Source organism: Aequorivita sp. 609, from assembly GCF_014212065.1.
GTDB lineage: Bacteria > Bacteroidota > Bacteroidia > Flavobacteriales > Flavobacteriaceae > Aequorivita > Aequorivita sinensis.
Genome location: NZ_JACJVM010000003.1, coordinates 86,675 through 99,161, shown reverse-complemented (window position 1 = coordinate 99,161; position 12,487 = coordinate 86,675). Strand labels below are relative to the sequence as shown.

11 protein-coding genes and 1 riboswitch are annotated in these 12,487 nt (G+C 32.6%); of the genes, 7 read left to right on the top strand and 4 right to left on the bottom strand.

What is annotated here, in order from left to right; all coding sequences use genetic code 11:
* Nucleotides 1-462: 462 nt before the first annotated feature.
* Together H4O20_RS01520 and H4O20_RS01515 are read right to left on the bottom strand one after the other, a co-directional pair.
* On the bottom strand, nucleotides 463-1,086 hold the full coding sequence (locus tag H4O20_RS01520; RefSeq protein ID WP_185098064.1) for a trimeric intracellular cation channel family protein: 624 nt from the start codon (nucleotides 1,084-1,086) through the stop codon (nucleotides 463-465).
* A complete protein-coding gene (locus H4O20_RS01515) occupies nucleotides 1,083-1,808 on the bottom strand; it encodes an RDD family protein (RefSeq protein ID WP_185098063.1) in 726 nt (241 codons plus the stop codon). Before H4O20_RS01515 ends, H4O20_RS01520 begins: the two co-directional genes overlap by 4 nt.
* A gap of 38 nt (nucleotides 1,809-1,846) precedes the next feature.
* Here H4O20_RS01515 and H4O20_RS01510 point away from each other — a divergent pair, with 38 nt between their 5' ends.
* From H4O20_RS01510 to H4O20_RS01480, 7 genes are all read left to right on the top strand, one after another.
* Nucleotides 1,847-2,821 (top strand): stage II sporulation protein M, encoded by a 975-nt coding sequence (locus H4O20_RS01510; RefSeq protein ID WP_185098062.1) that lies wholly within the window; start codon nucleotides 1,847-1,849, stop codon nucleotides 2,819-2,821.
* Nucleotides 2,796-3,713 carry a hypothetical protein gene (locus H4O20_RS01505; protein WP_185098061.1) on the top strand — a complete coding sequence of 306 codons (918 nt, stop codon included), beginning with the start codon at nucleotides 2,796-2,798 and terminating at the stop codon, nucleotides 3,711-3,713. Before H4O20_RS01510 ends, H4O20_RS01505 begins: the two co-directional genes overlap by 26 nt.
* Nucleotides 3,706-4,431, top strand: a complete 726-nt coding sequence (locus tag H4O20_RS01500) for a hypothetical protein (protein ID WP_165149936.1) — start codon at nucleotides 3,706-3,708, stop codon at nucleotides 4,429-4,431. The genes H4O20_RS01505 and H4O20_RS01500 overlap by 8 nt, the downstream gene beginning before the upstream one ends.
* Complete coding sequence (locus tag H4O20_RS01495) at nucleotides 4,421-5,608, top strand: DUF4350 domain-containing protein (RefSeq protein WP_185098060.1); 1,188 nt, start codon at nucleotides 4,421-4,423, stop codon at nucleotides 5,606-5,608. Before H4O20_RS01500 ends, H4O20_RS01495 begins: the two co-directional genes overlap by 11 nt.
* A 4-nt stretch (nucleotides 5,609-5,612) precedes the next feature.
* Entirely contained in the window at nucleotides 5,613-6,605 is a 993-nt protein-coding gene (locus H4O20_RS01490; RefSeq protein WP_185098059.1) for a MoxR family ATPase, read from the top strand.
* Nucleotides 6,606-6,700: 95 nt separating this feature from the next.
* The gene (locus H4O20_RS01485) at nucleotides 6,701-8,035 is read left to right on the top strand and encodes a DUF58 domain-containing protein (protein WP_185098058.1); all 1,335 of its coding nucleotides are present in this window, start codon (nucleotides 6,701-6,703) and stop codon (nucleotides 8,033-8,035) included.
* A gap of 117 nt (nucleotides 8,036-8,152) precedes the next feature.
* A complete protein-coding gene (locus H4O20_RS01480; RefSeq protein WP_139856463.1) occupies nucleotides 8,153-9,091 on the top strand; it encodes a hydrogen peroxide-inducible genes activator in 939 nt (312 codons plus the stop codon).
* 73 nt (nucleotides 9,092-9,164) lie between these two features.
* Here the strand turns inward: H4O20_RS01480 and H4O20_RS01475 are convergent, their stop codons facing one another.
* Both H4O20_RS01475 and H4O20_RS01470 read right to left on the bottom strand, forming a co-directional pair.
* The gene (locus H4O20_RS01475) at nucleotides 9,165-10,220 is read right to left on the bottom strand and encodes a DUF5074 domain-containing protein (protein ID WP_185098057.1); all 1,056 of its coding nucleotides are present in this window, start codon (nucleotides 10,218-10,220) and stop codon (nucleotides 9,165-9,167) included.
* A 4-nt stretch (nucleotides 10,221-10,224) separates the two neighbouring features.
* Nucleotides 10,225-12,057: a TonB-dependent receptor gene (locus tag H4O20_RS01470; RefSeq protein ID WP_185098056.1), complete on the bottom strand. Its 1,833-nt coding sequence runs from the start codon at nucleotides 12,055-12,057 to the stop codon at nucleotides 10,225-10,227.
* A gap of 29 nt (nucleotides 12,058-12,086) precedes the next feature.
* Nucleotides 12,087-12,347: riboswitch (cobalamin riboswitch) on the bottom strand.
* Nucleotides 12,348-12,487 lie beyond the last annotated feature (140 nt).

The window sequence follows — 12,487 nt, the reverse complement described above, 5'->3', positions numbered from 1 at the left end:
ATACGACCCCAACGGGGTCGGATACCATTACTAACCATATTTCTATAAACATTGGAACCCCAAGGGTTCTTAATCAGAAATTTTAATTGGTACTAAACCCAAATTTTGAAGAAAAATAACGTCAACTATTTACACATCTAATCAATGAAAAATGCAGTTTATTTAAATCCCAAAGGGATAATATATTTATAATAATAGGTTCCAAAAAAATCACACGACCCCAACGGGGTCGAATATCATTTCTAACATTTTTCTATAAACATTCCAACCACAAGGATTCTTAATCAGAAATTTTAATTAATACTAAACCCAAATTTTGAAGAAAAATAACGTCAAGTATTGAACTCGTTTATTAAATTAAAAATGGAGTTTATTCAAATCTCGATTGAAATATACAATTATAAAAACCGCGAAAGCCCTACCTAACGGAGTCAAATACCTATAAGTTAATTTATCCTAACCTTATTGCTGCTCCAACTCTTCCTTTGTATAGATGTTGGGTAATGAAAGTCTAAAGTATACTGCCAGCAAACGAACTATAAAAACGATCGAACCTGATATTATTACAATAAAGTCTAAAGGAATTACCGTTTTCAACAATATAAAATAAACAACCCCTCCTATAATACAGGCAGTTGCGTAAATTTCTTTTCTAAAAATAATTGGGATTTCATTACATAGAATATCTCGCAATACTCCACCAAAACATGCTGTCATTGTTCCTAAGGAAATACATATAATTGGAGAAAAACCTGCAGCTATACCTTTTTCTACACCTACAATTGTATAAAGTGCTATCCCTATCGTATCGAATAAGAACAAAGATCTTCGAATATAACCTAGTCTTTTTCTAAAAATTACTGAAAAAACTGTAGCTCCAAAAATTACATACACATAAGTTAAGTCTACCATCCAAGCAATTGGAGCGCCTATTAAAACGTCTCGCAATGTTCCCCCACCTACGGCTGCAACGAAAGCAATTATTAAAATCCCAAATGGATCTAGCCTTTTATGAAGTGCTGTAAGCACCCCAGAAATTGCAAAGGCCAATGTTCCTATTATATCTAAAACTAATATTAAACTCACATGTTTTGTGTAAAGTGGTTATAATCTTTTAGTACGGTATCAATATACTGTTTATCGTATAAATCTGATGATGTTCCTAATACGCTTTCAACTTTATTTCGAAGTAATTTCAAGGTATTGAAATCATTAGATTTTAATGCAATAATATAGGTTTCTTTTATTAGTCTCACATCCTTATCTGTAAGATCAGTAACATTCAAGAACTTTGGATGATAGTTGTCCTCAATTTCTTCTAAAATTGTATGACTAATATTTACTTTATTTTTTGTGCTTATCACGACAGTTCCGGCAGCATGGTCTCCAACTCGTTGTCGCTTGTCTGAAAAAATAATAGATAATAAACCAATTGAACCCAAAAATATCCATAAATCCACCAATCTGAGCATCCATAGAATCAGGTAATCACTCCAATGAGCAGGACTACCATCAACCTTTACAACCTTAGTTTTCATTGCCATCTTCCCTACTGTTCTACCATCAAAAAGGATATGCATGTACAAAGAATAAAACATTACTGGTAAAAACAATAGTTGTTGTAGCCCAAATACAGTCCATTGATCACTAAATGCCATATGCATTGCATTTGTAATTAACTCTATAATATAGAAATACACAAAAAATAGAAAGATATCTATCAAAAAAGCTAGAATCCTCTCACCTACACTTACAATCTTGTAGTCTAGATTTACGTTTTGAGAAGTATTTATTTCTAGGTTTGCCATTTAAAAGCAAGTGGTTATATTTATCAAAAAATTAAAAGATGCGCGAGGCAGCATTCGTCAAGCAAAATAAGGCAAAATGGATTGCATTTGAAAAAGCAATTACACTTAATTCAAAAATAAATCCAGATCAGCTTGCCGACGACTATATTCAGCTTACAAACGACCTTGCTTATGCGCAGACATATTACCCTGATAGCAAAACACTTCAGTATTTAAATTCATTAGCTTCACAAGCTCATCAAAAGATTTATAAAAATAAAAAAGAATCCAAAAATCGGCTTGTAAGTTTTTGGAAGGACGAGTTTCCTTTATTCTTTTACCAGCACCACCGAATGCTATTTTATTCGTTTTTACTATTTGCAGTAGCAACGGCTATTGGAGTGATTTCAGCAGTAAACGACGATTCTTTTGTTCGACTAATCCTCGGGGATTCCTATGTAAACGAAACAATAAATAATATTGAAAAAGGCGATCCTACTGCTATTTACAAAAGCGGAAGCGAGATAGGCACGTTTTTAGGAATAACCATCAATAATATTCGGGTTGCGTTTTTGGCTTATGCATTCGGAGTTATCACCTCGGTGGGAACTGCGTATGTGCTGTTTAGCAATGGCGTAATGCTAGGAGCTTTTTTTACTTTTTTCTATAACCGAGATTTACTCTTTGAAGCGTCAAAAAACATTTGGCTCCACGGAACTATTGAAATTTCTGTAATCGTTATTGCTGGATGCGCAGGAATGGTAATGGGAAATAGCATACTTTTCCCAAAAACGTATTCGAGGAAAATTTCATTTTTAAAGGGTGCAAAAGACGGACTTAAAATCGTGGTTAGCACCATACCCTTTTTTATTATAGCTGGATTTATTGAAGGCTTTATTACACGTTATAGCAATATGCCTGTATGGTTAGCATTGACAATTATTTTCTTGTCTTTGATTCTGATTATTTACTATTACATTATATATCCAATTATCCTACATAAAACAAATGCTAAAAAAATACATACCGCTTAAACAACAACGAGATGTAGGTGAAATTATAACTACTTACTTCGATTTTTTTAAACAGAACTTTAAACCCTTTTTAAATATTTTCATTAGTTATAATGGAATATTTATTCTTGGTTTTTTAGGAGTGAGCTACTTGATGGTTACAGGCTTTGTAGGAAGTCTTTCATCCAACACAATTGGGTCTGACTCTTCAATTTATAACATCTATATAGCGCTTGGAGCTCTTGGTTTCCTTTTTCTATTTCTACTTACAGCAATTTTAAACTACAGTTTAGCCGCTGTTTATATTATTCAATATGAAGGAAATAAAGGAAAAGAAGTTGTAAAAAGAAAAGTTTGGGAGGTAGTAAAAGGTAACCTGGGGAAAATTATACTCTTCATTGTAATAATGATGTTGATGTATCTAGTTCTAGTAATCGTAGGTGTAATTATTTCTTTTATCCCTTTATTGGGTACACTCGCTTATTATCTTATGATTCTAGGTTTTACCAGTTGGAGTGGACTTTCTTTTATGGCGTTAATTAACGACAATCGAGAGGTCACTGATGCCTTTGGTGAGGGTTGGAAATTATTAAAACTGTATTTCTGGAAATGTGTATTATCAAATTTAATAATTAGTATTCTCCTTAGCTTACTAATGATGGTTGTACTTATTATCCCAGGTGTTTTAATTAGCGTTTACGCATTTCATTCCCTAGATTCAGGTGTAGATTTAGCAAATTCGGCTCTAGCTAATGTTGTTTGGACAATTGCCCTATCTATTGTACTCATATTATATACACTTAATCAATCAATGCTTCAATTTATAAACGGTATTTTATATTATTCCCTTCACGAAGAAACCTACAATGAAGCAACTCGCGAACGTATAGATCAAATTGGAGCAAGTGAATAGATTTATTTTCATATCATTTTTTTTACTGAATTCATTTGCCGCAACTGCATTTGTAAAAGATTCTCTATCCGTAATTGTCGAAAATGAAAATGTTGTCCGAAAGCAATTTTCTGAAGGCTTATCTGATAAATATTCAGGCAGAGATTTTGATTATGATAAAATTGAAGGAGAAGCCGAGAATTATTTAGGCCGTGCAATCAATTGGTTTTTCAAAACTCTAGGCGAAATTTTTGGATTTGAACTTTCACCTGAAATGTTCGAGCTTATAAAGAATTTCATCTATGGATTATTGATATTTTTTGCTATTTATATTGTTGTTAAATTACTAGTTGGTAATAATGCTTCTTCATTATTCAGTAGAAAAAAGCAAGTAATAGCACCATTAAATATTAAAGAGCAGCATATTGAAAACGTCGATCTTGATAGCTATATAAAAAATGCTCTTCAGGAAGAAAATTACCGACTGGCAATCCGATATATGTACTTAAAATCTTTAAAACTGCTTTCACAAAATAATATTATCGATTGGCACTATGAAAAAACCAACAGCGACTATTACCGAGAGATTGAAAATCAAGGACTAAAAGAAGATTTTAAAAAAGCATCCTACCTATACGACAATATTTGGTATGGAGAGTTTGCACTTAACAAAACTGGATTTTTAAGTGCCCAAAGAGATTTTGAACGTTTAAATCAAAACTTAAATAATGCTAGATAAACGTTCAAAAAGAGTACTATGGATATTTGGGCTAACATTATTGTTAATCCTAATTACAGAAATTGTAAGGCCAAAACCTATCGATTGGAGACCGAGTTACACCTCAGTAGATAAAATCCCTTTTGGTAGTTTTGTGTTTTTTGAAGAAGCTACTTCGCTGTTTAAAGATTCAGAAATAGAAAATATTGACAAAGATCCTTACTCGTTTTTAGTCGATAGCACCTACAACAAAAACTCAGCATATATATTTATAAATGAAGAGTTGAACTTTGATAAAAGACAAACTCAAATATTATTAAAATACGTTGAAAAAGGAAATACAGTTTTTATTTCTTCACGTAGTTATGGGAATATTTTACAGGATACATTAAAAATTAATTTAAATACAAGCTACAGCGTTTTAGAAGAAGAGGTTACTCCAACATTCTTTTCACCTTCTTTAAAAGAAAAACAATTACCAAAATTTAAAAAGGGAATATTTAAAACTTCATTTACAGCAATAGACACCTTAAAAACCAAAGCTTTAGGTTACTATGATTCAAATAAAGATAAATTAGACGACTTAAACTTTATAAAAGTAAAATATGGCAACGGTGCTTTTTTACTTCATACTTTGCCTGAAGCTTTCACCAACTATTACCTCCTTAAAAACAACGAGCAATACGCTGCAAATTTGATATCGTATATTGAAGCAGAGCATATATATTTAGATGAATATTTAAAGTCGGGTCGAAAAATTGTTACTTCACCTATGCGATTTGTGTTAAATCAAGAACCCCTTACTTGGGCATACTACGTTTTAATTTGTGGGTTAATAATTTTCGTTCTTTTTAAAGGTAAACGTGAACAGCGCATTGTAGAAGTGATTGAACCACTAGAAAATACTTCAGTAGAATTCACCAAAACAATTGCCGATTTATATTTTCAGCATAAAGATTACAGCGATATAATTGCTAAAAAAATAAAGTACTTTTCAGAAACACTTCGAGCAAAATACTTTTTGAATACCAATGACATTACAGAAGATTTAATCAAGAAATTAGCTTTAAAAAGTGGAAACACTCTAGAAGACACTCAAAAATTGATGCATCTTATTAAAAACTTAAAAGCAAAAACTGTTCATAGCGAATCCGACTTGCTTGCGCTAAACAAACAAATAGAAGAATTTAGATTGTAAAACTATGGAAGATACACAAGAAAATCCGTTAGAGTTTAACTCGCGAATTGATTTAAAAAATTTACAGGAAGCCACCGAAAGAATAAAAACGGAACTGAGCAAAGTAATCGTTGGACAACACGATATGTTGGAAATGCTAATTATTTCGATACTTAGCAACGGTCACTCATTAATAGAAGGTGTGCCAGGAGTCGCAAAAACTTTAACTGCCAAGCTCTTAGCTAAAACAATGTCGGTAGACTTTAGTAGAATTCAGTTTACACCAGATTTAATGCCTAGTGATATTCTAGGTACTTCAATATTCAATGTAAAAACCAACGAGTTTGAATTTAAAAAGGGTCCTGTTTTTTCCAATATTATTTTAATTGATGAAATAAACCGTGCACCTGCTAAAACTCAAGCCGCCCTTTTTGAAGTAATGGAAGAACGTCAAGTTACTATGGACGGAAAAAAGTATGAAATGAATCCTCCTTTTTTGGTTTTCGCCACTCAAAACCCAGTAGAGCAAGAAGGAACATACGCGCTACCTGAAGCGCAATTAGACCGTTTTCTATTTAAAATAAATGTGCCCTACCCTAGTCTAGAAGAAGAAGTTCAAATTTTAGAAAACGAACACAGTCGTAAGGATAAGCTGGTTTTAGACAATATTTCACCCATACTTAATGCACAAGAAATCGCCGAGTATCAAGACACAATTAAGCAAATAATTATCGAGAGTAATTTACTTAAGTATATTGCCGCTATCGTTGATAATACGCGTTCTAACTCAAACTTATATCTAGGTGCATCGCCAAGAGCTTCTCTAGCAATTATGAATGCTTCCAAGGCACTTGCAGCTATAAACGGGCGTGATTTTGTTACTCCAGACGATATAAAGAAAATCGCTCCATCGGTACTTCGACATAGAATTATGCTTACCCCAGAGCGCGAAATGGAAGGAATTACAGCAGACAAAGTGGTGCAACAGATTATAGAAACTATTGAAATCCCAAGATAGTCTTAAGAACTATTTCACTAAATCTTACTAGCACAAAATGCCCTTTGTAAGTAAAATGAAAATAATAAAATAGAAACCCTGATTAAATTTATAAATTGAAGAAATTCCTTAAAAGCTTATACTTACAACAGCGATTTTTTATCGTGCTGTTCTCACTTGCAGTTTTGTTTGTGGGGGCGTATTTCTTTCCAGAATTGTTTGGTGTAATTAGGCTGTTTTTTTATTTGTTTATACTAGCAGTCATTTTTGATATTTTCTTACTTTATCGAAATAAAATTGGAATTCAAGCTGACCGAGTATTACCTGAAAAACTTTCCAATGGCGACGAAAATCCGATTGAAATAAAGATTATTAATCGATATCAATTTAAAGTTTCACTTAAAATTATTGATGAATTACCCGTACAATGGCAGATTCGTGACTTTAAAATTGAAGCGATATTAAATCCTTCTGAAGAGAAGATTTTCACCTATGAAGTTAGACCTACAGAGCGTGGCGAGTATCACTTCGGAAACTTGAATGTATTTACTTCATCGGTATTAGGACTAGTTGCACGAAAGCAGCAGTTTTCGGCAGAAGGTATGGTTCCTAATTACCCGTCGTTTCTTCAGCTTAAAAAATATGATTTTATAGCTTTTTCCAATAAACTAAAGTTGTTTGGCCTTAAAAAAATAAGGAGAATTGGCCACACTATGGAATTTGAACAAATTAAAGACTATAATATTGGAGACGACATTAGAAACATTAATTGGAAGGCTACTGCCAAGCGCAATAATCTAATGGTTAACCAATTTCAAGATGAAAAATCACAGCCAGTTTATTCTGTAATTGATAAGGGAAGGGTAATGAAAATGCCTTTTAACAATTTAAGCTTGTTAGATTACGCTATAAATTCGACTCTTGTAATTTCTAATATTGTATTAAAGAAGCACGATAAAGCTGGAATGTTCACTTTTTCAAGAAAAGTAAGTGATAGAGTTATAGCCCAACGTAGAAATGCGCAAATGCATTTAATTTTGGAAACACTTTACAATATAGAAACAGATTTTTCAGAAAGCGATTTTTCTCGTTTATATGTAGATGTAAAGCGACACATTAAGCAGCGAAGCCTTTTATTACTCTACACAAACTTTGAAACCATGGATGCGCTTCATCGGCAGTTGCCGTATCTACAGGCAATAAACAAAACGCATCTGTTGGTAGTTATTTTCTTTGAAAACACCGAATTAAAATCATTTTTAAATAAAGAAGCAAAAACCACGCATCAAATTTTTGAAAAGACAATTGCCGAAAAATTCATTTTTGAGAAGAAACTTATTGTAAATGAGCTTCACAAATACGGAATTCAATCAATTTTAACTTCACCTGAAAATCTTACGGTAAATACTATCAACAAATATTTAGAGATTAAAGCCCGAGGAATGATTTAATTGATAATTTCAATTTTGAATATTTATTCACTTCATTATAACTAAGCCTGCTATTATCTTAAGGTGGAAATAGAAATATTTGATAATAGATATATATTTGTATAAATAAAGTTAACGATGACAATCACTCAATTAAAATATGTCTTGGCTGTAGCAGAGAGCCAAAATTTTACAAAGGCCGCCGAAAAAACCTTTGTTACTCAGCCTACGCTTAGTATGCAGATTCAAAAATTGGAGGAGGAACTTGAAATTCAAATTTTTGATCGTACAAAAAAGCCGATTGAACTTACTTCTGTAGGTCAAAAAATTGTAGAACAAGCCCGAAATATCGTTAATGAATCTGAGCGAATGCAGGATGTTGTAGATCAGGAAAAGGGTTTTATTGGTGGTTCTTACAAACTTGGTATTATTCCTACTGTTATGCCAACCTTGTTGCCAATGTTTTTAAAAACATTTTCAACTCGTTATCCAAAGGTTCATTTAAAAATCGAGGAGTTGAATACAGATGAAATAATCACTAAAATTAATGATGGATATTTAGATGCGGCTATTGCTGCAACTCCTTTAAAACAGGAAAGAATCAAAGAACGCCCTATTTATTACGAGCCGTTTGTAGCCTACATCCCAGAAAATCACCGATTAGCATCTAAAGATACTATAGAAGCGAAAGATTTAGACATTGAAGATGTATTATTATTAGAAGATGGTCATTGTTTTAGAGATGGTATTATTAACCTGTGTAAAGCTTCGAAAAATGGTAGCTTCGAAAAATTTCAACTTGAAAGCGGTAGTTTTGAAACGCTTGTAAAACTTGCTGACGAAGGTTTAGGAATGACACTTCTACCCTATCTTCACACATTAGATGTTTCCCCTAATCAAACCAAAAATTTAAAATACTTTAAAGAACCATCTCCTGCTCGTGAGGTTAGTTTAATTTACAGTAAAAGTGAACTTAAAATGCAAATCACTAATGTTCTTTACGACGTTATTTCAGGTATAATTCGCGGTGCGATAGCATTTCAAGATGTTAAGATAATTAGTCCTTTAAAGAAATAATAAACAAACACTTCTAAACTAAAAAGTCCATTTGAAACTAATCAAATGGACCTTTTTGGCTATATAAAAACAATTAATTGTTGAAATAAATTCCACCAGGAACTATTCCTGTTTGAAAATCTTGTATTTGTTGATTTGTAGAAAGGTCATAAATATATAAAGAACCTTTACTAGCAAAATCACCTGCGTCGGTAGCGTAAAGCTTACCATTATTAGCTTGTAGTGCATAAAAGTATCCATCAATAATTTCTGTTCCTGGTAATGTTACTGATGAAGTATTTACTTTGTAAACTTTGCCATCTAAGCTGTATAATAAGTTATCACCATCAATTGTTAAATTACTTGGGTGTTGTGTTGTTTCAAAAGCAAAAGTTTCTGAAACCTGACCCGATGATAGGTCTATTTTCACTAACGAGCCTGCAGTTTCAGTTCCTGCATAACTAGGCATTCCTCCACAAAGTACATATAGATTGTTGTCTTTAACTACCATCGAATTTGGAACATCGCCTACAGTAATAGTACTCTCTACAGAAGTTCCAGAAATTACAGAAATTAAATTATTTTGTCCATAACCTCCTTGGTGAGCTACATATACTTTATTGTTGTGAGAAATCATTTTTTCTGGTCCAAATGCTACTGAAATATTTGCAGAAATTTCGTTAGCTCTCAAATCAACAACGGCAACATAATCGTCTGAGTTGTCGTTTGGATCTCCCCAGTTTGTAACGTATCCCTTATTCCCGTCTATACTTTCAAAAAATCGTGGATTAACAAGGCCTGTTGTAATAGAGTCTATAGCTTCAAAACTATAACGGTTAGCTACCATAATTTTATTCGAATTATTTACTACTATGTAAGCGTTTTCGTTGTTAAAACCCATTGATTGTACAATATTCCCAAGTTCTGTACCATTTACAGTTCTGTAAATATTTTGTGAAACAGTTGCATAATCATTAGATATATAAGTTATTGATCCGCTTCCATTCATAAATGGACCTTCGTTAGTAACTAGAACCCCATTCTCATATGCAGCAGGTTCGTAAACCGGCTGATTGTCATCATCACTACTACAAGCGACAAAAAATAATGTTGATAAAGCAATTAAGAGTGATCTTTTTATTGTTTTCATTTAGTTATATATTAAAGTTTAAAAATATTTCGATACTTCGTGAAGGCATTGGTCTATAGGCTACATTTTCATAATATTTATTGAAAACATTTTTTACTCGACCGCCTAGTTTTATATTCGGATTGAAAGGAAATGCGTAATCTGCACCCAGATTCAACAAAGAATACGCATCCACAACATCACTGTTATCGGTAGTTGTATAAGCTTCTCCATTAAACAATCCTTGTAAATAAATTGAAAGCTTTTTATAGCTATATGTTATTGATCCAGCTGCTTTGTTATAAGGTACGTAGATTAATTGTTTCTCTTTTTTTAAATCCTCAGCTTTAGTATAGGAATAGTGGGCATTCAAATATAAAATCTGTGATTTACCTACTTCCACAGTATAATCAAAAGTAACTTCAGCTCCAAAATTTCTAGTTTCACTTATATTTTCAGGTTCCCAAATACCACCACTTCTTGGCGTCCATTTTATTAAATCCTCAGATTTGATGTAATAAGCAGCAACATCAACATTTAGTTTTCCAAAAAAAAATTCTTGTCCAAGTTCTACTTGATATGAAGTTTCTGGTTTTAAGTCAATATTTCCACCAGCATACCAATAAAGGTCGTTAAATGTTGGGATTCTGTAGTTTTTAGAACCATTTATTCGAAGTGCATAAAAGTCGGAAACCTTATATTTTGCATCTGCTGAATACAGAATCGGATTGTCATATTCATTTAGAAACTCTTTTCTAATGTTTAATCCATAATTAAAATCATCCGAAACTTTATGATTTAACAATAAAACTGCAGCCAAGGTTCTACGGGAGTTATCGCCAACATTATCACCGTTTCCGTTTAATAAAGTGTATTCAGCTTTTCCGTTTAATCGAATATTATTTTTAAATAACACCTCTGTCTGCAATCCACCAATAAAGCTGTTTGCTTGTCCTTTGTCGTAATTTGATTTTTCACTATCTGGAATATACCTAAACTGTTCGTACAGGTGTGCGAAACTAGCTTTTGTATTAAATATTCCAATTTGTTTTTGTAACTGCCATAAATTTCTCGTTGTAATATCTTTATAAGCATCCTTTCCTATGGTATTTAAGCTACCTGAAAAGTTTCTATCGTTATACACGTACTCCGAATTCCAAGTAACAACACCATTTCTTATACGTCGAGCTTCATTTACTTTGGCCGAAAAACGTAAAAACTGCCCGTGTTTATTCATTTTATCCTTTCCTACATAGTAGTAATCATTTTCTGAACGTAAAAAATCTACACCTATATTTAGATAATGATTATCCCAAGTTTGAGTAGTATTTGCATTTGCAGCTATCGTAGAAAAGCTTCCGTAGCGCAATCCTACATTGGTTTTATTTGTCTTTTTAAAAGTATAAGTATTGTTTAGATGAATACTACCACCTACTGCTCCACTTCCATATTGAACTCCACCACCACCACTTCTGATTGATATATCATCGTAGTTTAAAGGAGAAATTACATTAAAATCAGTTTGACCTGTAAAAATTGAATTTATATTAATTCCATTCCAAATAACAGCTGTTTGTGACGCATTTGTTCCTCTAAAGGAAGGAGATGAAACCATCCCATATCCATTTTCTTTAAAATAGATTAAAGAGTTATATGTAAGGGTTTCAGTTAATGACGTAGCGTTTCGTTCAACAATCGAATCATTTACTTTTTCTATTTTGAATCCTTTAGAAAAGTGTACAAGTTTTGCGTCGGTAAGCAATACTTCAGGTAACTGCTGAATAGTATCCAATTGTGCCACAACTGAAGTTGAACACAAGAAAATAGCCAAGATGATATGGTAATGTAAATTTTTCATAATTCAACCTTTATCCCGAAAGTTTGATGATTTTATGTTATGAATCTGGCAGGTCTCCTGGCTTGTCTTTTGTGCTACCTTCCCATCCTAAAAATTATCAAGACAGTGGTTTTGAAGTATGCACGCCTCAAATTGTATCAAGGCCGACTCACAGTTGCGGGAACAGCATAGGATTATTGATTATTTTATAATGCCGAATTAAACATTCGAATAAAAAGCATTAAAATCGTTTACCTATTTCCCTTTTAAGAGCACTTTTAAATATGCTCACCAAAATTCGATGCAAAGATAGTCGTTAATTTCAGCGTTGAAAAGAAATTACTGTAAAGATTAAGGATTGGCATTTCTGAATAATATTTTAAAAAGTGAGCTATTGATTCTTTCTACAACTTTGTGATACCTTTGCGCATCTCAAAACCATTAAACAGCC

Coding starts and splice junctions, on each gene's coding strand:
- H4O20_RS01470 (WP_185098056.1), bottom strand. CDS start 12,057: ATGAAAAATTTACATTACCATATCATCTTGGCTATTTTCTTGTGTTCA.
- H4O20_RS01480 (WP_139856463.1), top strand. CDS start 8,153: ATGACAATCACTCAATTAAAATATGTCTTGGCTGTAGCAGAGAGCCAA.
- H4O20_RS01490 (WP_185098059.1), top strand. CDS start 5,613: ATGGAAGATACACAAGAAAATCCGTTAGAGTTTAACTCGCGAATTGAT.
- H4O20_RS01475 (WP_185098057.1), bottom strand. CDS start 10,220: ATGAAAACAATAAAAAGATCACTCTTAATTGCTTTATCAACATTATTT.
- H4O20_RS01505 (WP_185098061.1), top strand. CDS start 2,796: ATGCTAAAAAAATACATACCGCTTAAACAACAACGAGATGTAGGTGAA.
- H4O20_RS01495 (WP_185098060.1), top strand. CDS start 4,421: ATGCTAGATAAACGTTCAAAAAGAGTACTATGGATATTTGGGCTAACA.
- H4O20_RS01515 (WP_185098063.1), bottom strand. CDS start 1,808: ATGGCAAACCTAGAAATAAATACTTCTCAAAACGTAAATCTAGACTAC.
- H4O20_RS01510 (WP_185098062.1), top strand. CDS start 1,847: ATGCGCGAGGCAGCATTCGTCAAGCAAAATAAGGCAAAATGGATTGCA.